This is a genomic window from Mesorhizobium sp. B2-3-4 (assembly GCF_006442315.1).
GTDB lineage: Bacteria > Pseudomonadota > Alphaproteobacteria > Rhizobiales > Rhizobiaceae > Mesorhizobium.
The window spans coordinates 1-25,306 of sequence record NZ_VFVY01000013.1 but is presented as its reverse complement, the minus strand read 5'-3'; the positions used below and the strand labels follow the sequence as shown (position 1 = coordinate 25,306).

Sequence of the window (25,306 nt, the reverse complement as noted above, 5' to 3'; positions counted from 1 at the left end):
TGGGGTGTTTCGACCTCTTCCCGAGCGGGTTATCCTATTGCTGCGCCGACAGTATCCACGATCTTACGGTCGATCTGGCTCACCTCGTCGCTGGATCGCAAGATGGCGGCGGCTTTCTCAAGCTCCACTGCGGCCAGTTGTTCTTGACCGGCCTGAGAATGTGCCAGCGCCCTGAAGGCGGCATTCAGGGCGCGATTCAAATCATCGGATTCGTCAGCCTCAGCAAGGTTATTCAACGCTTCCTCGTGGCGTCCCAATCGAGCAAGCGCCGCGCCGCGCGTCCCTCTCAGGGTACGGAGCTCGGGAGACATCGCAACAGCCATTTCCGTCAGGCGATCGAGGCAAGCATCGAGACGAGAGCTCGACCGAACGGGCTGGGCGAGGATCTTCGTAGCCGCGGTATCGATAAAGAGGAGTCGCTCGCTTCGAGACGTGGTGAGGGCCAACTCATCCTCCAACGCCGGGATGTCTTCGTCCGTCAGGTCAGGTTTGAACAAATAGAAAGCGACCCGATCGGACTGACCCGTTGGCTGCCACGACAGATTTTCCGGGCTCATATAAGGCCGTAAGGCGTTCAGATAAAGCTGCCGATATGCAGCGTTCGTGTCGGGATTTCTCCGAAGAATTTTCCATAGGGCCAGCATATCGTTAGGCAGCCTCTGCCCGTAGACCCTGGAATGGTGCGGAACGATGTTGCCGAAGACCATCATCATCTGGACTATGACAACCGGCGCCAAGACATTGCCTGCGAATTCTGTCCCGCGACAGATGGTCATTGCACCGCTCAGGACCCCCAACCAGCCAATATCCATCATCGGCCCCGCGGCGACAAAAAACAGATTAGCCGGCTTTGAAAAGAGCAATTGAGGAGCCGTTCTCACCCAGCCCATTAGCGGAACGGTTCCTACACGGACCTCCATTCTCAGCAGGCGGGTGCGGAATACCGTTGGTCCTAAACCGAGGTGAAGTTCCCTTATCTGCAATTTCCCTAGATGTCCGGCGAGAGCATGGGATGCCTCGTGCAGGACAAGGCTTATCCAAGCGCCGATGAATACGGAAACAGCGACAAGGAGGAGCAAGAGACAAGGTCTTTCGAAAGAATCAAGCTGGTGGGGTGCCTTGCGAACCGTATCGTCATGATCGGGCGCAATCCACTCATACGCCAGCGATTTTGCATCATCCGCCACCGCATCACTATCGCCAACCGATGCTGGCGCACGGCCTGGACCAGTGGTGACCTGAGCCGCCGGGGTCGCGGCGACTTCGGTTGCGCAACGGACTATGCCGGCATACGTGGCTTGCCAGCATCGATCCGCGCGGCGGTATCCCGCGCGTGCGGGCCGATCGGCATGATCGCCTCGAACGGCGTGGCGCCGAAGGCAAAGGTCCATTTATAGCCGACCAGTCCATCCTCGGGCGTGGTGTGCTGGTCGTGATGGGCGAGCAGTTTCGCGCGGTCGGCCAGTTCCTCGGCCTCGCGCCGCACCATCTCCGCCGTTTCCGGCCGCATCCGCCTGGAGAAGCTGACGAAGGTCGCCTCCTTCTCGATATGGGTGATCGCCCAGCCGATGAACAAACTCGTTGGCCAAGGCTGATCCGGATCACCGCCCTATGCAAGGAATCCGATCCGATTGGGAATCCGATTAAATTGGTGGATCGCGCGTCGAGCATTCTGTCTCTGCATGCCTTGAATCGGCGCCAAATGTACTTGATGCTATGTACCGGGTTGGGTTGGGCGATCGCAGAATGCGTTTTTGGTCTCTTTTTTTCAGCGGCCTTCTTCTCTTCGTCTGTAGTGCCAACGCTTCGGCGCAAGATTGGTGCGCGAAGGCAAAAAGCCCTGACGAGCTTGCAATCTGCGGCAATAGCGATCTCAAAGAACTTGACCGCCAACTAAGCTCGACATTCGCCAGTTTGAGAGATGGCGTCCGCAACCGGCAACCGGTGATCACGGAGCAGCGGAATTTCCTGAAACGAAGGGCCCTTTGCGGAGCAGACAGCGCGTGTATCCGCGCGGAACATCAGAAGCAGATCGCTTTGTATTCGGCGGTGGCCGCCAAGCTTGGTATTTCACTTCCGCAGACGCCCTCAGCGCTCACACCCGTTGCGCCCAGCATTGCGGCAGCGGACAGCCACAAAATGCAAATCACCTCCGCGACTATCGACTACGGATCACTCGGTGGCGCGGGAAATGCGATGGATGCATTTATCGTTGCCAATTGGGACTATGCAGAGCTGGACCACCTCAAGACACCCGACGCGGACGCCACGCTGGTCTCGTCAGCTTTGATGACGCGCGGTATCGCCACAAGGATCGAGCGAAATATCGGGCGCCAAGCCTTGCTCAATGCTCTTTCCAGATTCGCCGACAGTCCCCGCAAGGACGTTTTCATCTTCTACTACGCCGGTCACGCCGCGACTATCGCGGGAAACTCATCTTTGCTGTTGCCGTCCTTCAAAGTCGCAAACGGCGTTTCCAACGGTGAGTATGTTCCCATATCGGTCGTTTTGAGCACAATTTCCAAGTTGGGGTACAAGAAGGTCCTCGTTGTTTTCGATGCGTGCCGAAACATAGTCGACGTCGATGATAGCCTAACCGTTTCCACACAGGTCGCCGACGCGCAAAATACGCGCGGGGTCAAGACTCTGATGTCTCGATCCGTCGAGTTGACGGCTCTGAAGGATATGGACTACGCGATTTCATTTTCTTCGGCGGAAGGTCAAACCGCGCTCGACACCGTCAACGGCCAAAACAGCCCCTTTGCCGAAGCGTTCGCTTCGAATGTGCGAGAAAAAAGCACCTTTTTCAACGCCATCATCGAAACGCGGCGGGATGTCCGGAAAATGACAGGCGACCGGCAAAGGCCAACGCTTGAAATGAGCTGGGACGAAGACCTAGCCCTCTCCGGCAACCTTCTGAAATCGGTGGAATACAGCTTCAACGAGGGAGTCGGCGTTGAGGCTCGCGAGCCGTCGAATGATATTCATGTCGATTTGAATATGTTGTCGATCGCTCACAAAATGAGCGAAGACGATTCATGCAGACGACCCCCACCTACGCCGGGCTCGGTAAACTTCGACGGAAGTGTCTTCGATTGCCTTGCACGGGCCTACAATTTGAAACCGACGATAAATAATACCACTTTCGGCAGCGGAATTAACTTCTTCCCGCAGGAAGAGACCGACACCGGGGTCTTTCAACTTTGTGGCGGGGCAAAATTCGTCCTCGATCTCGATGCGGACGGACGCCCCGAGACCGCAACATTCGAGCAGGATCGGGACGGCGGCACTTTTACTTTCGAGCGCGACGGGCATAGAGCCATTTACTACTCCAGGCTTGGCTGCAGCATTTTGGATATGACTGTCTACGACATAGACAAGGGCGGTATCGCTGACCTGATTGTTCTCTACAGATGCGGGATGATCGAATCATGCCTTGTTATCCTAAGCGGAGAGCGCCTTGTTGCGAATGTTGATGGTATCTTTCGTGACGGCAATGAAACCAATTTGGAGAAATACTTCAAAAAAGCACAGTATATGGGCATCCTGGATGGATTAAACCGCGTCGCTCTTTTCTATGATGAACAAATAAAATATTTGGTGGCTCCGTCACCAGAAGGGCTTAGCTATCTGGGATTCCTGGATACGTGGGAGCGCGGCCAGGAAACGGGCATGCCGACCAAGCAGGTTAGCATAAGCAGAGACGGATCGATAACGCTTCGGAGCAACGGTCATACGTACGCAATTCCAAATCTGCAGGCCGACGATTTTGTGTTGAAGAGAATAAATTGAGTAACATTGGGCAGAGCGCGCCTCGCATCCCAGTGGCCAGTCCAGGCCACTGCGCCGATATCGGCACCGACGGCAAGTCGGCCCTCCATGTGCCGCCGATGAACGAGGCAAGGTCGCGGCGCTCAGGCTCGATTGAGATCGGGCGCTTCGGGGCCGACTGCGCGACCCTTCGCTAACAGCCATGCGATGGACCGTGATAGGACGGTCCCTCGACGGCATGGACAAGGAGAGCGCCATGAAAGACCGCGAGATCAGGTCGACGCTGGATCGCCACTGGACCGCTTCCGACATCGGCGACTTCGATGCGGAGCACGATATCTACCGGGAGGACGCGGTGCTCGATTACCCGCAATCGGGCGAACGCATAAGGGGGCGGCACGACATCCAGGCGTCACGCGCCGCGCAACCGAGCAGCAAGCGCTTCGCGGTGCGCCGCATCACCGGCAGCGGCGACCTCTGGGTCACGGAGTATGTCCTGACCTATGACGGGCGGCCCTCCTACACCGTCAGCATCATGGAATTCCTCGACGGCAAGGTGGCCCGCGAGACCCAGTATTTCGGCGACCCGTTCGAGCCGGGGCCTTCGCGCGCTCAATGGGCCGGGCGGATAGCGTGAGCGACTCGACCAATCATCCCCCACTCGCGCGTTCGGAACTGCCGGGGGACACGGCCGCCCTCTCACGCGCCCTGATCGGCAAGCTGGTGGTGCGCGACTTGCCCGAAGGCAGGGTCAGCGGCCGCATCGTCGAGACGGAAGCCTATGTCGTCGGTGACGCGGCCGGGCACGGCTTTCGGGGGATGACGCCACGCAACCGGTCGCTGTTTCTCGAGCGTGGGCACGCCTATGTCTACCTCGCCTACGGCATCTCGTTCATGCTGAATGTCTCCAGCGAGACACCGGGCATCGGGACCGGCGTGCTGATCCGGGCGCTGGAGCCGCTGGAAGGTGTCGCGATCATGCGGCTGAACCGCGGCGTCGAGCGGCTACGCGACCTGACGCGCGGACCGGGACGGCTGGCGATGGCGTTGCGGATCGATCGTTCGCTCGACGGACTCGACCTTTGCCGGAAAGGCCCGCTGTGGCTCGCCGATGCGGCTCACGATCCCGGCGAAATCGGGCAGAGCACCAGGATCGGCATTTCGAAGGATGCCGAGCGGCTGTTGCGCTTCTATGTCAGGGGCAGCCCGTTCGTCAGCGGTCCAAGGTCGCTCAACGGATAAGGGCCAACCAGGACTTCACTGCGCCCAAATTCCCTCGATTGTCAGATGTATCAGCGTTGGCTACTTTGGGGTGGGGGGTTCCAATGCGATATCGAGGCGCGCTTCTTGCCGCTTTTGCCCTGGTGCTGTTGCCTGGAAAGGCACCCGCGCTGGCCGCCGACCTTCATGGTGTGGCGCTGGTCATCGGCGAGAGCGATTATGACAGCGACGCGCTTCGCGATCTGGCAAATCCCAAGAGCGACGCCAGGGCGATGGACGATCTGCTGGGCAAGCTCGGTTTCGATGTCCACCGCGCGCTGAACGACAATAGGACCGACCTCGAAAGCGACATCCAGCGCTTCCTGCGCGATGCCGGCAATGCCGATGTGGCGCTGGTCTACTATTCGGGCCACGGCGTCGAGGCGGGCGGCGCCGACTATCTGGTGCCGACCGATGCCGACATCTCGACACCGGAGAAGGCAGGCGAAAGCCTGGTGCCGGTGCAGGAGATGCTGGAACAGCTGGCCAGAACCGTGCCGGTGACGATCACATTGCTCGATGCCTGCCGCACCAATGCGTTCCCTGCCGGCACGACGATCGCGCTGCCCGGCACCAGCACGGTGATCGACGTCGCCACCACCGGGCTCGGCGAACCGCGCGGCGCGGTGCCGATCGCAAAGCCCGGCGTATCCAAGGACAGCCTCGGCATGGTGATCGGCTTCGCCGCATCGCCGGGGGAGGCCGCACTCGATGGCGAGGCCGGCGGCAACTCGCCTTACGCGGCGGCGCTGCTCAAGCATTTCGGCGCCGGCGGCTATCCGTTCGACGAGCTGATGACGCTGGTGCGGCAGGAGGTCTACCTCAAGACGGACGGCCGGCAACTGCCATGGACCAACTCGTCGCTGCGGCGGGTGCTGAGCTTCGGTGCTCCGGAGCCGGTGGGCGACAAGGACCAGGAAGCCATTCGCGAGGGCAGGCGGCGCTTGCTGCTCAGCATCGCCGACACGCCGGACGATCTGCGCCGCGAGGTGGAGGCGGCCGCGACCAAGGCCGCCGTGCCGATGGATGCCATTTACGGCCTGCTGCAGGCGCTGGGACAAAAGGTGCCGAGCGACCCGGCCGAACTCGACCAGCTGCTGAAGGCGCAGACCGATACGATCAAGAAGGCGATGGCCGAACACACGGCGCTGACAAGCAGCGATCCGGAGATCGTGCGACTTTCCGGCCTTGCGCAACAGGCGCTCGACGAGGGAGCGCTCGATCTCAGCGTCACATTCTGGGAACAGGCCAAGGACCGCTACCTCGTCATCAGCAAAAGCCTCGATGAAGCGGAGGCCGACCTCAAGGCGAGGCGGCTGGAAGGCGGCGCGGTGATCGCCAGGACGGCGCAGGCCTATGTCCTCAAGGGCGACTATCCCGCAGCGGCGGAGAACTATCGGCTGGCCTTCGATCAGGTCAGCAAGTGGGACAGGGCTATCGCCGCGACCTACAAGGGCGGCGAGGCCGATGCGCTGGAGACGCTGGGCGACCAGAAGGGCGACAACGACGCCCTGAAACAGGCGATCGCTGCCTACGGCGATGCGCTGGAACTTTCGCCGCGCAAGACCGACCGCCTTCGCTGGGCGAACCTGCAGGACAGGCTGGGCGATGCACTCAAGAAGCTCGGCGAACGCGAGAGCGGTACCGACAGTCTGAATGCCGCCGTCAAAGCCTACCGCCTTGCCCTGAAGGAGCGCAGCCGCAAGCGCGTGCCGCTCGACTGGGCGTACACGCAAGACCATCTGGGCATAGCGCTGGCACAGCTTGGCGAGCGCGAGGCCGGCACGGACAGTTTCAAGGCGGCGATCGAGGCCTTTCACGCCGCGCTTGAAGAAGAAACCCGCGATCGGGTGCCGCTGGACTGGGCGACGACGCAGACCAACCTGGCCGGCGTGCTCACACAGCTCAGCGGGCGCGAGACCGGGACCGACAGCTTGAAAGCGGCGGTAGTCGCATTGCGTGCCTCACTGGAGGTATCGACCCGCGACCGGGTGCCTTTCCAGTGGGCCGGGACGCAGTACAATCTCGGTGTTGCCCTCAAAAACCTCGGCCTGCGCGAGAACGATACCGACAAGCTGACGGCCGGCGTCGCCGCCTATCGCGCGGCACTTGAGGTCATGACCCGTGATCGGGTGCCGCTCAACTGGGCGATGATCCAGAACGCCCTCGGCAATGCGCTGCGCGCGTTGGGCCAACGTGAGAGCGGGAACGACAATCTGAACGCTGCGGTCAAAGCCTACCACGCCGCGCTGGAAGAATGGACCCGCGACCGGGTGCCGCTCAACTGGGCCTTGGCGCAGAACGATCTCGGCGGCGCGCTTTACCTTTTGGGCGGGCGCGAGACAGGCACGGAAAACCTGAACGCCGCCATAGCCGCCTACCGTGCCGCGCTTGAGGAAACGACGCGCGACAGAGTACCGTTCGACTGGGCCATGATCCAGGGCAATATAGGCGATGCGCTCACCACGCTCGGTCAACGCCAGAGCGGAAAATCCGGCGCGGACGACTGGCGCGCGGCCATCGCCGCCTGGCAGGCATCGGCGGAGATCCGCACAAGGGACACCTATCCGGACCAGTGGGCGTTGCTGCAGAACGCCATCGGCTATCAGCTCGTGCTGCTGGGCGAGCGCGAGAACGATTTGACACAGTTCGAAGCCGCCATTCCGATCCTGAGGACCGGGCTCGCGGTACAGGAAACGGCTGACCCGACGGAAGTCCCCTATATGCAGGACAGCCTCTGTCACGCCTTGCTCGGGCTGGGCAGCCGCAAGAGCGACCGGGACAGCCTGATGGAAGCGAAATCGCTTTGCGAAGCAGCCATCGCGGGAAAGGCTGCCATCGGTGTCGGTGCCGGTGACACGCCGGCCAATCTCGCCGCGGTCAATGTCGCCCTGGCAAAGTTGAACTAGCCTCGCCGCCCGCCGAAAGGCGGGACGCAAGGCGGCTATGCCTCTCGCCTCCCCGCCAATTGCGTCCGCGCGTCGCGGATCGAAGCGGCGTAGGTCACGAGCGGGCGCCTGACGCCATGGTTGATCAGCATGCGCCGTATCCCTGGCGAGGCGCCCGAGATGATGAAGCGCACGCCGGCGCGGCTGGCCTTGCGGGCCGCGCTTTCGATGACATTGGCCGCCGTCGAATCGAAAAGCGGCACGGCGGAACAATCGAGGATGAAGTTCTTGCGTTGGTCTGCGATGCGGTCGAGCACGCTGCCGACGGTAGAGGCGGCACCAAAGAAAAAGGCGCCGGAGATGCGGTAGACGACGGTGTCGGCGTCGCCTGCGTCGCTCGATTCATAGGCGCGGGCGCCGTCGGCGACATCGTCCTGCGCCAGTTCCGCCTCGACCGCTACCGACTTCGCCATGCGGTCGATGAACAGGATCGAGCCGAGCGCGAAGCCTACGACGATGCCTTCGGTCAGGTCGCGGAAGACGACGATCAGGAAGGTCGCCAGCAACACCAGCGCATCGCCGCGCGATGCCTTGAGCAGCGTGGCGAAGGCCTGTTTCTCGACCATGTTCCAGCAGACCACCGCCAGAACGCCGGCCAATGCCGAAAGCGGTATATAAGAGGCAAGGGGCGCGGCAACCAGCATCAGCACCAGCAGGATGGCGGAATGGATGATGCCCGAGACGGGCCCATGCGCGCCGGCCCGCACGTTGGTGGCGGTGCGGGCGATGGTGCCGGTGGCGCAGATGCCGCCGAACAAGGCCGATGCGATGTTGGCGAAGCCTTGCGCCACCAGTTCGCAATTGGAGCGGTGCCGCCGGCCGGTCATGCCGTCGGCGACGACAGCCGATAGCAGCGATTCGATGGCGCCGAGCAGCGCGAAGGCGACGGCATCCGGCAGCACCTCGATCATCCTGCCGAGGCCGAGCGGCGGCAAGGCAGGCCATTGCAGGCTGCGCGGGATGCCGCCATAGCGCGTGCCGATGGTCTCGGCCGGCAGCGAAAACAGCGCCACGACAAGCGAGGCAAGCCCGATGGCAATCAGCATGGAAGGCCATTTCGGCCGCCAGCGCTTCAGGAAGACGATGGTGGCGACGGTCAGCGCCGCCACCAGGGTGGCGGCGGGATTGATCGTGCCGGCCGCTTCGCCGAGCGCGATCAGCTTGGCCACGAACGGTCCGGGCTCCCCGCCTGGCAAGGTCAGGCCGAACAGTTCGACGATCTGGCCGGAAAAGATGATGACGGCAATGCCGGCGGTGAAGCCGACGGTGACCGGATAGGGAATGAACTTGATGTAGGTGCCGAGCCTGAGGTAGCCGATGGCAAGCAGGAAGACACCCGCCATCATCGTCGCCAGCAAGAGACCGTCGACGCCGACGCGCGCCACCGTCGCCGCCACCAGCACGATGAAGGCGCCGGCCGGTCCACCGATCTGGAAGCGGCTGCCGCCGAGGGCCGAGATGACAAAGCCGCCGACGATGGAGGTGTAGAGGCCGCGTTCCGGCGTCACGCCCGACGCGATGGCGATTGCCATCGAGAGCGGCAGCGCGACAATGGCCACCGTCAGGCCGGACATGAAGTCGGCCTTGAATTGCGGCAGGTGGTAACCCTCCCGCCAGACCGTCACCAGTTTCGGCGTGAACAGCTCGGAAAATGTCGGCTTTGCCGACTCTTGGGCCGACCCTTGGGCCGCCGCTTGGGCCGATCCCGGGGCTGGCTGACGCACTGCCTGACGCGCTTGATCCATGGACTGCCTTCCGCACCTGCAAAGGCGGCGGGATCGTCGGCAGGACTGTCGGCGGTCGCCGTCGCGACTTATGCCGGCTCAGCCTTGGGATCGGGCGGCACGGCGGGCTTGAGGCGCACGCCCCTGCCGCCGCGCTCGCTGGCCTGATTCTCGCCGATCAGTTCGACCCCGGCCTCGTCGAGAGCCTGGATGACCTTCATCAGCGTATCGACCACGCCCCTGACCACGCCGTCGCTCGCTTCCATACGCTGGATGGTCGGAAGCGAGACGCCCGCGCGCTCGGCGAGCGTCTTCTGGTCGATGCCGGCCAGGGCCCTCGCGGCACGCATCTGCGCGGCAGTGATCATCGGCCGGAGCCTATGTCTGAGTCTGCGGAAATTACGTATAATACTGTCATTGTGATGTTTCAATCATCATTTTGCATATATCAAACATGCCGATCACTCGCTTTCACCGACAACCTGCCTGCGCTGCAGCATCCGCGCCGCCAGCCAGCATAGCATTGCCCAGGCGAAACCGGCGCACCAGCCCGCCAGCACGTCCGACGGCCAGTGGACGCCGAGATAGATGCGGCTGACACCGACCAGCACCGTCGTCAGCACGGCGAGCGACAAGACATAGATCTTCGTCGCCCGGCCGCGCAGGAACCTTGCCGCGAGCGAGCCGAGCGTCAGGTAGGTCACCGCCGACAGCATGGCGTGGCCGCTCGGGAAGGAGAGCGAGGTTTCGTTGACGAGATGCGAGATCAGCTCCGGCCGCGGCCGGTCGACGCCGACCTTCAACAGGCTGGACAGGATCTGGCCACCGGCCACGGCGACGAAGATGAGAAGCGCCGTCCCCGGCCTGCGGATCAACAGGAGGTAGATGATGGTCGCCGCCGTGATCAGCACCAGCACGCTGGCGCTGCCGAGGCTGGTGATGTCGCGCATCGCCCCTTCCAGCCAAGGCGGGCCAATAGGGATGCCGGGCTGGCCAGGCTGGCGGAAGGCGAGCAGGATCTCGGTGTCGAAACCATGCGCGGCGCTGGCACGTGCCAGTTCCATCAGTTCGACGAAACCCCACAACCCGCCGGCGATGACCAGGCCGGCCAGCAGGACCGGGAATTCGATCCGGTTGAGCAAGGCAGTGGCTTTCATCGGGAAGGTGCCGCGGTCATGTCGATCATCGCCCCTGCAGATAGGGGCCGAGCGTGATCAGCGCCACGGCAGCCACCGCCAGCACGATGCCGGTTGCCTGCAGCGCATTGACGCGCTCGCCGAAAAACACCAGCGCCACGACATTGACCGAGACCAGCTGGATGACCGCCGAGAGACTGAAAGAGACCGACATGCCGAACTCGCGGATCAACCGCAGCATGATCAGATTGCCGAGTGAATAGAGCGCCAGCGTCAGCAGAATCTTGCCCAGGCTCGGCGCCAGGCCCCATTGCTTGGCCGCAGTCGCCGCCAGCAGGAAGATCACCGTCGAAAAGCCAAGCTGCAGCAGTCCCGAAAAACTCAAAATGGTCTCCCTTGAAGCGGCTTTCGCCCGATTTGCCGCGGAACCTTGTTCTCCGAAGCACGCAGGCACGTCAAGCGATGTCGTCAGAATGGCGGCGTCGTTCAGATGGCGATGCCGTTGCGATGGCGACCTCGTCCTAATGAAGGTCTTGGCAAGGGCGGGACTGAAGCTCAATGTGCCGGAATCGCCCAGACGTCGATAGCGGGCGGTCAGGGGCTCATGACTGGCATTCTTCAGAACTTGGCGCGGCGCTGGAGCGAGCTTTCCCTTGCCCTGCAATTCGTCGTTGCCGGCGGTTTTGGCCTGCTGGCCGTCATGCTGGTGGTCGGCGCCTGGGTAACGACGCAGATCCGGGACGGCGTCATCCGCAATTCGGCCGCCACGACGGCGCTCTATGTCGACAGCGTTATCGCGCCGCTTTTGCCCGACCTGCGCAGGAGCGAGGAACTCAGCGAATCCGTCAAGCAGGCGCTCGACGAGACGCTCGGCCAGGGCGCGCTCGGCAAGCGCCTGGTGTCGTTCAGGCTCTGGCGCCGCGACGGCACCGTGCTCTATGCGAAAGAAGCCGCCTTGATCGGCCGGCGCTTCCCGTTGAACGAGAACCTGCGCGCCGCATTCGAGGGCAGCGTCACCGCGCAATTCGATACGTTCGACGAAGACGAGGAAAACGAGCGCGCCGTCGGCGTACCGTTGCTGGAAATCTACAATCCGGTGCGCGAACCCTGGTCCGGCGACGTGGTGGCCGTCACCGAATTCTTTGAAGTCGCCACCGATTTCAAAGCCACGCTGGCCTCGGCCCTGCTGTCGAGCTGGCTGATCGTGGCCGGCACCACGCTGGCGGCGTTCCTGCTTCTGTCGGGCATCGTCCTGCGCGCCAGCCGCACCATCGACGACCAGCGCGGAGCGCTGCGGCGCCAGGTGACGGAGTTGCAGGGCCTGGTGACGCAGAACACCGCCTTACGGCACCGCGTGCAGCGGGCGTCGCGTCGCGCCACCGCGCTCAACGAACGATATCTGCGCCGGATCGGCGCCGACCTGCATGACGGGCCGGCACAGCTCGTGGCCCTGGCGGCACTGCGCATGGACAGCCCCGTGTTTACCGACGAAGGCCATGGCAGCGAAGGCCGTTCGACCGAGGTCGCGATGATCCGCAAGACGCTGGAGGACGCGATGCGCGAGATCCGCGGCATCTGCACCGGCCTGGTCCTGCCGCAGATAGAGACGGCGGCGGCGGCGGACGTGTTGCGGCTGGCCGTCGAGGAACATGAGCGCCGGACGGGCACGTCGGTGACGCTCACGCAGCCCGCGCATTTGCCCGAGCCCGGCGCTTCTGAGAAGATCAGCATCTATCGCTTCGTGCAGGAGGGGCTGAACAATGCCTACCGGCATGGGCGCGGCAAGGATCAGGCGGTGCGCGCGGGAATGAAGAACGGCAGGCTTTTCGTTGAAGTGTCGGATGGCGGGCCGGGCTTCGATCCGGCGCGGTCCGAGGGGTTGGGACTCGCGGGCCTCAGGGAGCGGGTTGAAAGCATTGGCGGACAGTTCGAAACCCTGACCGGGCCGAAAGGCACGAAGCTGGTGATCCGCCTTTCGGTCGAGGAGCAAGCATGATGGGCGCCATCCGCATCGCCATTGTCGACGACCATCCACTCTTCCGCGAAGGCGTGGCGCGCAGCCTGTCTGAGATCGGAGGCTTCGAGATGGTCGGCGAAGGCGCAACCGCGCAGGACGCCGAACGCATCGCCTCGACCGTGCAGCCCGACATATTGCTGCTCGACATCTCCATGCCGGGCGGCGGGCTGGCGGCGGTTGACGGCATCCTTGCCGACCATCCGGCGCAGAAAATCGTCATGCTGACCGTCTCGGAGAGCAACGCCGATGTGACCAAGGCCCTGAATGCGGGGGTGCGTGGCTATGTCCTCAAGGGCGTCGGGTCGCGTGCACTCGCCGACATCCTTCACAACGTGGCAGCCGGCGAAAGCTACCTCTCGCCGACGCTGTCGGCCCGGCTGCTTTCCGACGTGCAATCCCTGCAACCCGCCAACGGCATGGCGGAGCGGCTGCGGCAACTCACCGGCCGACAGACCGAAATCCTGCGACTGGTGGCGGAAGGACTGAGCAACAAGGAAGTTGCCTTGCGCCTGCAGCTGCAGGAGAAGACCGTCAAGCACCACATGACGGGTGTGCTGTCGAAACTCAATGTGCGAAACCGCACGGAAGCGGCGCTCATGATGCGCGAGTTTCGCGACCGCGACAGGGACCGTTCTTAAGCCGTCGCGACGCCGGAACGCCGCGCGAAACGAGGTCACCTCCGCCGGGGGGCGGCGGAGGTGACGTGTGAAACTGGTCGTTGCCTGCTGACCAGCCTCACAAGGCCTTGAGACGGCGGACGTCGGCCGGTGTGGCCCGGCGGTCGATGATCGTGCGGCCGAGCGCATCCTTCATCCTGAAACGGCCGTTCTCGATCTTTTCGGTTATGCCGTTGGGGTGTTGAACCGAAATCCTGTTGCCGCTGACGTCGACCTTGTCGCCAGTCGTAGCGTTGACATGGCTGCTGCTCTGACCGTTGCTGGAACTTGAATTGCCGTTGCCTTCCGATCCGGAATTGCCGCTGTCGCCGCTATTGCCATTGCCATTGCCATTACCATTGCCGTTGTTGCCGCCGCTGTCGCCGCCGCCGTTACCGTTACCGTTGCCGTTGTTGCCACCACCATTGCCGTTGCCGCTATTGCCGCCGCCACTATCGTTTCCACTGTTGCCGCCGCCGTTCCCATTACTGCCGTTGCCGCCACCATTGCCGTTGCCATTGCCATTGTTGCCGCCACCATTGCCACCCTTGGCGGCATGCGCGGTCGCGGCATCGATTCCAGGGACGAAGCCGTGGAAGGCAATTCCGTAGGGAGCGATGGTCAGCGCCAGAAGAGCCGCCGACCCAAGGGCCAGCCGGCAACAGCGGGCCGTGATCGATCCGTGCATCCTGATCTCCGTCGATTGAGCCGGCGCGCCCACCCTCAACGTCGCAGTACAACCAACATCGCCGAAAGACATGGCGATCGGAAGCGACCTCCGACCGTTGCGTTTGTCCCCCAGGACCTTTGCCGGCGCAAGCTTGGACCAAAGTCCCAGATCGGGACATGGAAAACGGCATCGCGAGCAAGTCTTGACCCGGATCCGATGTCACGAAAATGTGATCAGCCTGACGTAAGGCGGTCGAGCAGGCAACACGCTCCAGCCAATTCAAGCCAGAGGTTCCCATGACCGAACATCGCTCTCCCGACGCCCGATTCCGGACCAGCCTGCTCGAGGACAACGACGGACCGGCCAACAATCCCAGTGAAAACAGCACGATGGGCGAGATCATCGCCGCGCGGTTTTCGCGTCGTGGCTTCCTCAAGGGTTCGCTGGCCGTCTCGGCGATCGCCGCCACCGTCAGCCCGCTGGCCATGATCGCCGCCAACGATGCCCGTGCCGCCGAGGGCTCCGCCTTCAAATTCGACGAGTTGGAGGCCGGTATCGACGACAAGCATCATGTCGCACCGGGTTACGACGCCGACGTGCTGCTGCGCTGGGGCGACCCGCTGTTTGCCGATTCGCCCGACTTCGAACCGACGAAACAGTCCGCCGAGGCGCAGGTCAGGCAGTTCGGCTACAACAACGACTATGTCGGCTATATCGCCATCGACGGTTCGGCCGAACACGGCCTGCTAGTGGTCAACCACGAATACACCAACCCGCATCTGATGTTCCCGGGCATCGTCAAGATCGTCGACAAGGACGGCAAGAAGTCGGCCGAACTGGCGCCGCTCTCGAAGCAGCAGGTCGATGTCGAGATGGCCGCCCATGGCGGCACCATCGTCGAAATCCGCAAGGACGGCGGCAAGTGGCAGGTGGTGCGCGACGGCAAGCTCAACCGCCGCATCACCGCCAACACCGAGATGGCGCTGTCCGGTCCGGTCGCCGGCCATGACCGCGTCAAGACCAATGCCGATCCGTCGGGAACGAAAGTGCTGGGCACGATCAACAACTGCGCCGGCGGCGTCACGCCCTGGGGCACCTATGTGATGGCCGAGGAGAACATCCACGGCTATTTTTCCGGCGAGCTGCCGGAGGGCCACAAGGAGGCCGCCAACTACAAGCGCCTCGGTATCCCGGAAGGCGCCTATGAATGGGGCGCGCATTACGACCGCTTCAACCTCGCCAAGGAGCCGAACGAGGCCAACCGCTTCGGCTGGATCGTCGAGGTCGACGTCAACGATCCCAGTTCGACGCCGAGGAAGCGCACCGCCATGGGCCGCTTCAAGCATGAGGGCGCCGAATCGATCGTCGCCAAGGACGGCCGCGTCGTCTTCTATCTCGGCGACGACGAGCGCTTCGACTATGTCTACAAGTTCGTCACCAAGGGCACGTTCAACGCCAACGATCACGCCGCCAACAAGGACCTGCTCGACGACGGCACGCTGCATGTCGCCAAATTCGCCGAAGACGGCTCGGTGGAATGGCTGCCGATCGTTTTCGGCCAGGGTCCGCTGACGGCGGAAAACGGCTTTGCCGGCCAGGCCGACGTGCTGATCGAGACACGGCGCGCCGCCGACCTGCTCGGCGCCACCAAGATGGACCGCCCCGAGGACATCCAGCCCAACGGCGTCAATGGCAAGGTCTATGTCATGCTGACCAACAATTCCAAGCGCAAGGCCGACCAGGTCGACGCCGCCAACCCGCGCGCCGGGAATGCCTTCGGTCACATCATCGAGATATCGGAAGACGGCGGCGATTTCGCCGCCACCAAGGGCAAGTGGGAAGTGCTCCTGAAATGCGGCGATCCTTCCGTGGCCGATGTCGGCGCCACCTTCTCCACCGCGACGACGGCCAATGGCTGGTTCGGCATGCCCGACAATTGCGCGGTCGATTCGGCCGGGCGCCTGTGGGTCGCCACCGACGGCCAGGGCCCGAAGGCCACCGGCCGCACCGACGGCCTGTGGGCGGTGGACACCGAAGGGGCGGCGCGCGCGACCTCGAAACTGTTCTTCCGCGTGCCGATCGGCGCCGAGATGTGCGGCCCGCTGTTCGCGCCGGACGATCAGACCGCCTTCGTCGCCGTCCAGCATCCGGGCGACGGCGGCGAGGACTGGGAAGGTTTTGGCCGGCCCTCCTATTACGAGGATCTGTCGACCCGCTGGCCCGATTTCAAGCCTGACATGCCGGTGCGGCCGGCGGTCGTGGCGATCACCAAGCAGGGCGGCGGCAAGATAGCCGTCTGACATCGGATGAGACAAAGCGGGAGGGGCTTCGGCTGTCCGGAGCCCTTCCCTTTGCGTGGCATTGCATTCAAGCCTCGGGAAAGATTGGCAATTTACACATGGCGCCCTAGATCGTGATCAGGAGATCATCGCCATGCCCAAGTCGATCTATGACCGTGGCCTGCTCAAACCTGGCGAAGTGGCCACCTTGCAACGCGTCTTCGACGAGGCCTGCCGCCGACGTCAAGCGCACCCCGAATCCGCCGAAGCGCGCGAGCTGGCGCTCAACCTGCTCGCGCTCTACAACGCCGGCATGGTCGACGAGGAGATGCTGACGGAGGCTGTCGGTTTCCGGCGGCTGGAGCCGAAATCGGCGTGAGGCGCCGGACAAGAATTGCCCCATGCGGCCCGCTCAGCGATGGCCGCGTTCGTGGCACTTCTCAAGCGAAAACCGATTGATGGAAAGCCGATTGACGGGCCAATACGCTACGTACCGGATGTCCGGGGTGAGCCGGCGACACGCCTGGCGATCGCCCTGGCCAATATGCCGGCATTGGCGAAGCAGCCGCGAATGCTCGGCCGCATGCCGGTGAACCACAGGCCCGGCAGTTTCGGATCGGCCTCGCCGCCGTTGAAGAGCGGAACGCCCTTCTCGTCGAGCACGCCGAGAGCGCCCACCATGTGCTCCAGCCCGGTGCGGTAGCCCGTCGCCGCAATGACGATGTCGGGAGCGATCAGACTGCCATTGGCCAGGATGACGCCGTCGCGGGTGAACTCCCGTATCCCAGGCACGACGACGATCCTGCCCGATTTGACGGCATCTACGGCGCCATCGTCGGCGGCGATCGCGGTATAGTCCGAAATCAGGCGGCTGGCGCCGCCGGCGCCTGCCGGCGGCATGCCGAATTTGGTCAGGTCGCCGAAAACCAGGCGCTGCGTCGCCGCTATCGCGGCATCGGCGACGCGCAACGGCAGGCGCGCCATGAGCGGCGACAGGCGATGCACGGCGATCTTGCCGATGCGCTTGGGCAGAAGGGCGGGGCCGCTGCGGGCAGACAGCCAGACAGCCGACGTATCGATGCCCGCCAGATGGTTGAGCGCATCGAAGCCCGAATTGCCGGCGCCCACAACCAGTACTTTCTTGCCCGCATAGGCCTGGGCATCGCCAAAATCCGCCGAATGGACGATCCGGCCCGCGAATGTCCGCATGCCCTTCCATTGCGGCGTGAACGGCTCCCGGTCGCGGCCGGTGGCGACAACGACATGGTGCGCCAGGCGTGTGCCGGCGCTGGTGCGGACAACCCAGTGATCGCCCCTGAACACGATGGCCTCGACGGATACGCCAAACTCGACAGGCAGGCGGTTGGCCGCATGGAAATCGTTCATATGGCGGATGACGACGTCGCGGTGCGGAAAGGCGGGGGTATTTCTGGGATAGGCAAGACCGGGCAGCGCCGAGAGATCGCGATGGGTGTTGAGATGCAATTGCTGGTGCCGCCGGCGCCAGGGTTCGGCCAGCCGGCTTTCCTTCTCCAGGACAGTCGTCGCCACCCCGGCCCTGATCAGGGCCTGCGCAGCGGCCAGTCCGGCGGCGCCGGCGCCAATGACGATCGCCGGCTCGACCGCCATCGACTGCTCCATCGTCGTCCGGGTTGTGGTATCAGCCATTCACTCTCGAATCCCATTCGCCGCGCGGCAACCCCGAAAGGCTCGCAGGACGCTGTAACAGTTTGATCGCGCATAAGGCCCGAAGGGCAACCGATGCCGATCCTAGAGGCCCGCGCCGTGCCGCGGTCTCGTTCCGAAGCATCCGCCCGCGAACAACGGCACAGTTGCCCGCTTCTGTCCGAATACATGCAGCCCTATATGGCATATGCGCGGCATCGGCGATAATCAGGTCGCGGCAATGTGATTGATTCGAGGTCCGGGGGGTTGGCGGATCTCTTTCGACGGCGCAGGAATTCGAACCCGTAACCGACTTCGGCTTCCCGCGAGTAATCAAGGCGCCACGGCGGTCTTGCGTACCATCCAGGGCACGCGGCGCCGCAGACGGCACGCGGAATCTCGACCATGCCCTCCTTGCGGATCTATTTCGACAATATCCTCGAGGGCGCCTCGCCCAAGGTCGAGCGGCTGGCGCTGACGCATGTCGAGCGCCTGGCGCTGGTGCGCCGTCATGGCGATTTCTCGCTCGCCTATTCCACCGCCGTGCAGCAAAAGCTTTCCTATTTCGGCGACGCGGACGGCTATATCGCCTTCGGCACCAAGATGAAGCACCATTTCGCGCTCGGCGACCCAGTCGTGGCTCCGGCGCGGCGGCCCGACACGATCAGGCGTTTCGTCGAGAGCGCCGGCAACCCGTGGTTCGTGCAGATCGGTGCCGAAACGGCACGCGTCCTGGCCGGGCTCGGCTACAAGATCAACCGGCTGGGCATCGACACCCGCCTGGAGCTGCCGGGCCATGATTTTTCCGGCAAGCGCAACGAGACCGTGCGCTATTCCGAGCGCTGGCTGTTGAAGAAAGGCTTTTCGTTCGAGGAGGACAAGCGCACGGTCCATCTCGACGAGATCAAGCGGCTGTCGGAAAACTGGCGCGGCGACCGCATCGTCAAGCGCTGGGAGATGGGCTTCCTCAACCGTCCCTTCAACGACCAGCTCGGCACCGACATGCGCCGTTTCGTGCTGCATGGCCCCGATGGCGAGCTGATCGCCCTGCTCGACTTCGATCCGTTGTTCCGCGACGGCAAGGTGATCGGCTACACCACCGCCTTCAAGCGCAAGCATATCGATGCCTCGCCGCATGCCGAGATCGGCCTGACCAAATACGCCGTCGACCGCTTTCGCGAGGAAGGCGTTTCGGTGGTGACGCTCGGCCTGTCGCCGCTGGTCGATATAGGCCCGAGCGGATTTGCCGAAAGCACGTTCTGGCACAACACCTTCCAGCGCGCCTACTCCTCGCCCTGGGTCAACCGCCGCCGGTTCAACCTGCAGGGCCAGGCCGCCTTCAAGCGCCGGTTTCACGGCGCCGAGGAGCCGGTCTACATCGCCTTTCGCGAGGGGACCTATATCGAGATGCTGGGGCTGCTGCGGCTGGTCAAGGCTATTTAGGGGGAGTCAATCATCCTACAGGCCGCCTCGACAAGGTCGTCAAGGCTCAGGCCGCCATGAGGCCGCGCATCGGCGGCCGCTCCCGGTTCAGTTCCTGAGCCGGTAGCCGGTCTTGAAGATCCAGGCGACGATACCGATACAGACGATCAGGAACACCAGCGTCATGCCGAGGCTGACGCCGACCGAGACGTCGGCCTTGCCGTAGAAACTCCAGCGGAAGCCGCTGATCAGGTAGACCACCGGATTGAACAGCGTGATCGTCTTCCAGATGCCTGGCAGCATATGGATCGAATAGAAGCTGCCGCCGAGGAAGGTCAGCGGCGTGACGATCAGCAGCGGCACCAGTTGCAGCTGTTCGAAGCTTTTCGCCCAGATGCCGATGATGAAGCCGAACAGGCTGAAGGTGACCGCCGTCAGGATCAGGAAGGCGAGCATCCAGAACGGATGTTCGATCCGCAACGGCACGAACAGCGAAGCGGTGGCCAGGATGATCAGGCCAAGGATGATCGACTTGGTCGCGGCACCCCCGACATAGGCGATGACGATCTCCAGATAGGATACCGGCGCTGACAAAAGCTCGTAGATCGAGCCGACGAATTTCGGGAAATAGATGGCGAAGGACGCGTTGGAGATCGACTGCGTCAGCAGCGACAGCATGATCAGTCCCGGCACGATGAAGGCGCCGTAGCTGATGCCGTCGATCTCGGTGATGCGCGAGCCGATGGCCGAGCCGAAGACGACGAAATAGAGCGAGGTCGAGATGACAGGCGAGATGATGCTCTGCAGTACGGTGCGGAACGCACGCGCCATCTCGACCCGGTAGATCGCCCATACCGCACGAAGGTTCATGGCTCTTGCCTCAGGAGATTGACGAAGATCTCTTCGAGCGAGCTGTTCTTGGTGTCGAGATCGCGGAACTGGATGCCGGCCGCCTCGAGATCCCTGATCAGCGAAGCGACACCCGGCCGGTCGCTCTGGTTGTCATAGGTGTAGGTGAGCTGGTTGCCGTCGCCCGACAGTTCGAGCGCGTAGCGCGAGAGCGCCTCGGGCACGCTGGCGAGCGGCGCGCGCAACTCCAGGGTCATCTGCTTGCGGCCGAGCTTGCGCATCAGTTCGGCCTTGCGCTCGACCAGGATGATCTCGCCCCGGCTGATGACGCCGACGCGGTCGGCCATGGCCTCGGCTTCCTCGATATAGTGGGTGGTGAGGATGATGGTGACGCCGTCCTCGCGCAGCCGCCGCACCATCTCCCACATGTCCTGGCGCAGTTCGACGTCGACGCCGGCGGTCGGTTCGTCGAGGAACAGCACGCGCGGCTCGTGCGACAGCGCCTTGGCGATCATCAGCCGCCGTTTCATGCCGCCCGACAGCGTGATCGCCTTGGCGTCCTTCTTGTCCCACAGCGACAGGTCGCGCAGCACCTTCTCGACAAAGGCCGGATTGGCCGGCTTGCCGAACAGGCCACGGCTGTAGTTGACGGTTGCCCAGACGCTTTCGAAGGCGTCGATGGTGAGTTCCTGCGGCACCAGCCCGATCAGGCTGCGCGCTGCCCGATAATCCTTGTTGATGTCGTTGCCGTCGACGGTGACGGTGCCCGACGAGCGGTTGACGATGCCGCAGACGATGGAGATCAGCGTCGTCTTGCCGGCGCCGTTGGGGCCGAGCAACGCGAAGATCTCGCCGCGCTCTATGTCGAGATTGACCTGCTTGAGCGCCGTGAAGCCGGTCGCATAGGTCTTGGAGACCCCGGAAATGGAGAGGATGGAGGGCATGGGCTGAAAACGGCTGCTTGAAAGAGGTCCCCTGATATAGGCCGAATGTCAGGGCGTGCAACCGGGAGCAATGAAGCTGCTGCCAGTTGCCGACAGCCCCTGCAGGATGCCGATTGCGAGCTACATCCGATCCGTTACAATTCACGGTCGTGTTCTTGCGACCTTGCCTCGCTTCGCACGTTACGACGGCGTGAACAACTTCCGAAGGAGGGCTTCAACTCCTGCAGCATTCGGATGGTTTGTTTCCTTGTCCGTCTGGATAATGTCATTCAACATGTCCGCGACATCCGTTTTTTCAATCACGCCAATGTTGACGAGCTTCTTTATGAGGGCTTCGGTCAGGTGGATGTTGGCGTCAATGACAATTCCCGCATCGACGTGGGTAGGCTGGATATTCATAGCTTTCTCCTTGAGGATTGCTTCAATGGCGATCGTGTGACGGATCTCAATCGGACTTTCACCGCTTTCGAGCTTCTGATACCCGCGTAGAGAGAAACCCAAGGCTTCCGCCATTTGACTCTGAGTCAGTTTCGCTGTGCGGCGCATCTGAATGAGCTTTTGGGGTTCCATTTGATTTTGCTCCGTCAGTGTCTTGCCGAGGCATCTCGCATCGGTGACTAAATTATACGAACATAGTTCGTAAATTGCAAGGACAATACGAATGCTGTTCGTATTTTAAGGCACACTTCGTCGAGCCAGGCGGCTGTCGCCTTAGAACAGGTGGGCGATCGTTAGCAGGGCGTACGCGATAGCGATCAAGATATTTTTCATGGCGGTTCTCCTTTCCATTTGTAGGGCGAAGATCGCTACGAACAGTTGTCTTCACAAAATCGCGTTGGGGATGCTGGCGGCCAGTCGAGCGCCAAAATTGTCCTTGTGGCGTTCAGCCTCGCGGCAGGACGCCGCTTTGACCTGAGCCGGGTTTCGGGCCTATCGTGCGCCAGCCCTGGAAGCAGCCGGAGCCCGCCATGGACCCGCTTATTCTGTCGCGCATGCAGTTCGGCGCGAACATCTCGTTCCATATCCTGTTTCCGACGATCACCATTGCCCTTGGCTGGGTGCTGCTGTTCTTCAAGCTGCGCTACAACGCGACCAATGATTCCGCCTGGATGCGGGCCTATTTCACCTGGGTGAAGGTGTTCGCGCTGTCCTTTGCCATGGGCGTGGTGACCGGCGTCACCATGAGCTTCCAGTTCGGCACCAACTGGCCGGGCTACATGCAGAAAGTCGGCAACATCGCCGGACCGCTGCTGGCCTACGAAATCCTCACCGCCTTCTTCCTCGAGGCGGCCTTCCTCGGCATCATGCTGTTCGGCTTCCGCCGCGTCTCCAACCGCATCCACACGCTGGCGACGGTGCTGGTGGCCGGCGGCACGACGGTCTCGGCATTCTGGATCATCGCGCTCAATTCCTGGATGCAGACGCCGGCCGGCTTCGAGATGCGCGACGGCGTGGCGCACGCCGTCGACTGGTGGGCCATCGTCTTCAACCCGTCCATGCCCTACCGGCTGGTGCACATGCTGCTCGCCTCGGGGCTGACGGTGTCGTTCCTGATCGCGGGCCTGTCGGCGCTGCGCTACCTCGCCGGCGACCGCTCGGAATCGATGTGGAAGGCGCTGCGCACCGGCGTCTTCACCGCCGCCATCCTCATTCCGATCCAGATCTTCGCCGGCGACCAGCATGGGCTGAACACGCTGGAGCACCAGCCGCAGAAGATCGCCGCCATGGAGGCCAACTGGAACACCGGCCCCAACGTGCCGCTGGTGCTGTTCGCGCTGCCCGACGAGGCGGCCAAGGACAACAAATTCGAGATCGCCATTCCCGACGGCGCCAGCCTGATACTGCGGCACTCGACCAGCGGCGTCGTGCCGGGGCTCAACGACTATCCGGGCAACCACCCGCCGGTCTTCCCGGTGTTCTGGGGTTTTCGCATCATGGTCGGCACCGGGCTTCTGATGCTCGCCGTCTCGTGGTCGGCCGCCTTCTTCCTCAAGCGCCGGCATTCGCTGCCGAGGCCGCTCGCCATGCTGATGGTGCCGATGGCGATCTCGGGATGGGTGGCGACGCTGGCCGGCTGGTACACGACCGAGATCGGCCGCCAGCCCTGGCTGGTGACCGGCATTCTGAAGACGGCGGACGCCGTCGGCCCGGTGGCCGGCAGCCATGTGGCGCTGACGCTGGCCATCTACCTCGTCCTCTACGTGCTTTTGCTGATCGCCTATCTCGGCGTGCTGGTGCACCTGGCGCTGAAGGCGGCCAAGGACGGCGATTCATCGCCGCTGCCGGGCGTGATGAACGCGGCGCTGTCGCAGCCGGCGGCGGGGGAGTAGGAAAATGACTTACGACTGGCCAACCGCGATGCCGCTGATCTTTGCCGGCCTGATGGGCCTCGCCATCCTGATCTACGTCATCCTCGACGGTTTCGACCTCGGCATCGGCATCCTGTTCGCCGTGGCCGAGGACGCCGAACAGGACACGATGATCGCGGCGATCGGCCCGTTCTGGGACGCCAACGAGACCTGGCTGGTGCTGGCCGTCGGCCTGCTTCTGGTCGCCTTTCCCCTGGCGCATGGCGTCATCCTCACCGCGCTCTACATTCCCGTCTTCGTGCTTCTGGTCGGGCTGATCCTGCGCGGCGTCGCCTTCGATTTCCGCGCCAAGGTGCCGGCGGGGAAGAAACATCGCTGGAACCGCATCTTCTTCCTCGGTTCCATCATCGCCTCGCTGGCGCAGGGCTATATGCTGGGCGTCTATGTGCTCGGCCTCGACATCGGCCCGGGCGGCATGGCGTTCGGCGCGCTGGTGGCGCTGTGCCTCGCCGCAGCCTACGCCGCGATGGGCGCCGCCTGGGTGATCTACAAGACCGATGGCGAGCTGCAGAAGAAGGCGGTGCGCTGGCTGCGCACCGCGCTGGTGCTGACCGCGCTCGGCATGGCCGCCGTGTCGCTGGCGACGCCCTTCGCCAGCCCGCGCATCTTCGACAAATGGTTCGTGTGGCCCGAAATGCTCTATCTGTCGCCGCTGCCTATCCTGTCGGCGCTGCTATTCCTGTGGCTGTGGCGGCAGACCTTCCACCTGCCCAAGCCCGACGACCGCGGCGCGCTGACGCCGTTCCTGACGCTGGCCGGCATTTTCGTGCTGGGCTTCGCCGGCCTTGCTTGGTCGTTCTATCCCTATGTGGTGCCCGACAGGCTGACCATCTGGCAGGCGGCCTCGGCGACCGAAAGCCTGGCCATCATCCTGGTCGGCGTGGTCGTCGTGCTGCCGATCATCATCTTCTACTCGTTCTACGCCTACCGCGTGTTCGGGGGGAAGGCGACGGATCTGACATATGATTGAGAGGTGATTGAGCGCCTTGGTCTTTTGGCAAAACCCAATGGATTCGTCATCCTAGGGCGAAGCAAGGAGCGGAGCGACGCGGCGCAGACCCTAGGATCCATGCCGTGATGTCGGCCGTAGAATGCAACGGATAAGAATGGCGCTTATGCACGCACCGACCCTCGTTACCTGAACCATGACGGGCTATGTCTACATGACCGCGAGTCAGAAACGTGGCACCGTTTACATCGGTGTCACCAACGATCTCGGCCGCCGCATGCCGGAGCACAAATCCGGTCAGGGTGCGGGCTTCACCAGCCGCTACGGCGTGCAGCGGCTGGTCTGGTACGAGGAGTTCTTCGACATCACCGATGCCATCCAGCGCGAGAAGTCGCTGAAGCGCTGGCCTCGACAGTGGAAGATAGACCTGATCGAAAAGGCCAATCCCGAATGGTTTGAACTATTCCGTGGGACGGGCTGGTAGCCGACCATTTTACCGCGGTAGCACAGCACGAGCGTCACGGCATGGATCCTAGGGTCTCCGCGACGTCGCTTCGCGACTGCTCCGCCCTAGAGCGTTTCCTGCTTTGAGAGAATCGTAGGATTCCCAAATCAAGGTGTTTGTGATTCAAGATGCTGGCTGGATT

General features: G+C 63.0%; 23 protein-coding genes. 12 read left to right on the top strand and 11 right to left on the bottom strand.

What is annotated here, in order from left to right:
- Positions 1-29: 29 nt before the first annotated feature.
- Both FJ967_RS19395 and FJ967_RS19390 read right to left on the bottom strand, forming a co-directional pair.
- A complete protein-coding gene (locus FJ967_RS19395; RefSeq protein WP_140733439.1) occupies positions 30-1,187 on the bottom strand; it encodes a tetratricopeptide repeat protein in 1,158 nt (385 codons plus the stop codon).
- A gap of 92 nt (positions 1,188-1,279) precedes the next feature.
- Positions 1,280-1,576, bottom strand: coding sequence for a hypothetical protein (locus tag FJ967_RS19390; protein ID WP_246675316.1), 297 nt, complete (start codon positions 1,574-1,576; stop codon positions 1,280-1,282).
- Positions 1,577-1,746: 170 nt separating this feature from the next.
- On the opposite strand from FJ967_RS19390, the gene FJ967_RS19385 reads away from it, so the two are divergent.
- From FJ967_RS19385 to FJ967_RS19370, 4 genes are all read left to right on the top strand, one after another.
- A complete protein-coding gene (locus FJ967_RS19385; RefSeq protein WP_181176000.1) occupies positions 1,747-3,792 on the top strand; it encodes a caspase family protein in 2,046 nt (681 codons plus the stop codon).
- Positions 3,793-4,027: 235 nt separating this feature from the next.
- Positions 4,028-4,408, top strand: a complete 381-nt coding sequence (locus FJ967_RS19380; RefSeq protein WP_140733437.1) for a nuclear transport factor 2 family protein — start codon at positions 4,028-4,030, stop codon at positions 4,406-4,408.
- A complete protein-coding gene (locus tag FJ967_RS19375) occupies positions 4,387-5,013 on the top strand; it encodes a DNA-3-methyladenine glycosylase (RefSeq protein ID WP_140733436.1) in 627 nt (208 codons plus the stop codon). The genes FJ967_RS19380 and FJ967_RS19375 overlap by 22 nt, the downstream gene beginning before the upstream one ends.
- 83 nt (positions 5,014-5,096) lie before the next feature.
- Positions 5,097-7,940 (top strand): caspase family protein, encoded by a 2,844-nt coding sequence (locus tag FJ967_RS19370; protein WP_140733435.1) that lies wholly within the window; start codon positions 5,097-5,099, stop codon positions 7,938-7,940.
- Positions 7,941-7,975: 35 nt separating this feature from the next.
- On the opposite strand, the gene FJ967_RS19365 is transcribed toward FJ967_RS19370, so the two are convergent.
- From FJ967_RS19365 to FJ967_RS19350, 4 genes are all read right to left on the bottom strand, one after another.
- A complete protein-coding gene (locus FJ967_RS19365) occupies positions 7,976-9,724 on the bottom strand; it encodes a SulP family inorganic anion transporter (RefSeq protein WP_140733434.1) in 1,749 nt (582 codons plus the stop codon).
- A gap of 68 nt (positions 9,725-9,792) precedes the next feature.
- Positions 9,793-10,071 (bottom strand): helix-turn-helix transcriptional regulator, encoded by a 279-nt coding sequence (locus FJ967_RS19360; RefSeq protein WP_013528670.1) that lies wholly within the window; start codon positions 10,069-10,071, stop codon positions 9,793-9,795.
- Positions 10,072-10,164: 93 nt separating this feature from the next.
- Complete coding sequence (locus tag FJ967_RS19355; RefSeq protein WP_140733433.1) at positions 10,165-10,860, bottom strand: phosphatase PAP2 family protein; 696 nt, start codon at positions 10,858-10,860, stop codon at positions 10,165-10,167.
- A gap of 25 nt (positions 10,861-10,885) precedes the next feature.
- Positions 10,886-11,224: a hypothetical protein gene (locus FJ967_RS19350; protein ID WP_140733432.1), complete on the bottom strand. Its 339-nt coding sequence runs from the start codon at positions 11,222-11,224 to the stop codon at positions 10,886-10,888.
- 219 nt (positions 11,225-11,443) lie between these two features.
- Here FJ967_RS19350 and FJ967_RS19345 point away from each other — a divergent pair, with 219 nt between their 5' ends.
- Both FJ967_RS19345 and FJ967_RS19340 read left to right on the top strand, forming a co-directional pair.
- Positions 11,444-12,835, top strand: a complete 1,392-nt coding sequence (locus tag FJ967_RS19345) for a sensor histidine kinase (RefSeq protein ID WP_140733431.1) — start codon at positions 11,444-11,446, stop codon at positions 12,833-12,835.
- Positions 12,832-13,494, top strand: a complete 663-nt coding sequence (locus FJ967_RS19340) for a response regulator transcription factor (RefSeq protein ID WP_140733430.1) — start codon at positions 12,832-12,834, stop codon at positions 13,492-13,494. The genes FJ967_RS19345 and FJ967_RS19340 overlap by 4 nt, the downstream gene beginning before the upstream one ends.
- A 97-nt stretch (positions 13,495-13,591) precedes the next feature.
- Here FJ967_RS19340 and FJ967_RS19335 read toward each other — a convergent pair whose 3' ends face one another.
- The gene (locus tag FJ967_RS19335) at positions 13,592-14,200 is read right to left on the bottom strand and encodes a hypothetical protein (RefSeq protein ID WP_140733429.1); all 609 of its coding nucleotides are present in this window, start codon (positions 14,198-14,200) and stop codon (positions 13,592-13,594) included.
- A 278-nt stretch (positions 14,201-14,478) separates the two neighbouring features.
- On the opposite strand from FJ967_RS19335, the gene FJ967_RS19330 reads away from it, so the two are divergent.
- Positions 14,479-16,482, top strand: coding sequence for a PhoX family phosphatase (locus tag FJ967_RS19330; protein ID WP_140733428.1), 2,004 nt, complete (start codon positions 14,479-14,481; stop codon positions 16,480-16,482).
- Positions 16,483-16,615: 133 nt separating this feature from the next.
- Positions 16,616-16,840: a hypothetical protein gene (locus FJ967_RS19325; protein ID WP_140733427.1), complete on the top strand. Its 225-nt coding sequence runs from the start codon at positions 16,616-16,618 to the stop codon at positions 16,838-16,840.
- A 107-nt stretch (positions 16,841-16,947) separates the two neighbouring features.
- On the opposite strand, the gene FJ967_RS19320 is transcribed toward FJ967_RS19325, so the two are convergent.
- Positions 16,948-18,129 (bottom strand): NAD(P)/FAD-dependent oxidoreductase, encoded by a 1,182-nt coding sequence (locus FJ967_RS19320; protein ID WP_140733426.1) that lies wholly within the window; start codon positions 18,127-18,129, stop codon positions 16,948-16,950.
- 402 nt (positions 18,130-18,531) lie between these two features.
- Between FJ967_RS19320 and FJ967_RS19315 the strand changes: the two genes are divergently transcribed.
- Complete coding sequence (locus FJ967_RS19315) at positions 18,532-19,569, top strand: phosphatidylglycerol lysyltransferase domain-containing protein (RefSeq protein ID WP_140733425.1); 1,038 nt, start codon at positions 18,532-18,534, stop codon at positions 19,567-19,569.
- 87 nt (positions 19,570-19,656) lie between these two features.
- On the opposite strand, the gene FJ967_RS19310 is transcribed toward FJ967_RS19315, so the two are convergent.
- The 3 genes from FJ967_RS19310 to FJ967_RS19300 form a co-directional block, all read right to left on the bottom strand.
- Positions 19,657-20,418: an ABC transporter permease gene (locus FJ967_RS19310; protein WP_140733424.1), complete on the bottom strand. Its 762-nt coding sequence runs from the start codon at positions 20,416-20,418 to the stop codon at positions 19,657-19,659.
- Positions 20,415-21,341: an ABC transporter ATP-binding protein gene (locus FJ967_RS19305; protein WP_140733423.1), complete on the bottom strand. Its 927-nt coding sequence runs from the start codon at positions 21,339-21,341 to the stop codon at positions 20,415-20,417. Before FJ967_RS19305 ends, FJ967_RS19310 begins: the two co-directional genes overlap by 4 nt.
- Before the next feature lie 180 nt (positions 21,342-21,521).
- Positions 21,522-21,911 carry a helix-turn-helix transcriptional regulator gene (locus tag FJ967_RS19300; RefSeq protein WP_140733422.1) on the bottom strand — a complete coding sequence of 130 codons (390 nt, stop codon included), beginning with the start codon at positions 21,909-21,911 and terminating at the stop codon, positions 21,522-21,524.
- Positions 21,912-22,309: 398 nt separating this feature from the next.
- Between FJ967_RS19300 and FJ967_RS19295 the strand changes: the two genes are divergently transcribed.
- The 3 genes from FJ967_RS19295 (at position 22,310) to FJ967_RS19285 (ending at position 25,143) form a co-directional block, all read left to right on the top strand.
- Positions 22,310-23,671: a cytochrome ubiquinol oxidase subunit I gene (locus tag FJ967_RS19295; protein WP_140733421.1), complete on the top strand. Its 1,362-nt coding sequence runs from the start codon at positions 22,310-22,312 to the stop codon at positions 23,669-23,671.
- Between the two features lie 4 nt (positions 23,672-23,675).
- The gene (locus tag FJ967_RS19290; RefSeq protein WP_140733420.1) at positions 23,676-24,680 is read left to right on the top strand and encodes a cytochrome d ubiquinol oxidase subunit II; all 1,005 of its coding nucleotides are present in this window, start codon (positions 23,676-23,678) and stop codon (positions 24,678-24,680) included.
- 175 nt (positions 24,681-24,855) lie between these two features.
- Positions 24,856-25,143, top strand: coding sequence for a GIY-YIG nuclease family protein (locus FJ967_RS19285; protein WP_140733419.1), 288 nt, complete (start codon positions 24,856-24,858; stop codon positions 25,141-25,143).
- Positions 25,144-25,306 lie beyond the last annotated feature (163 nt).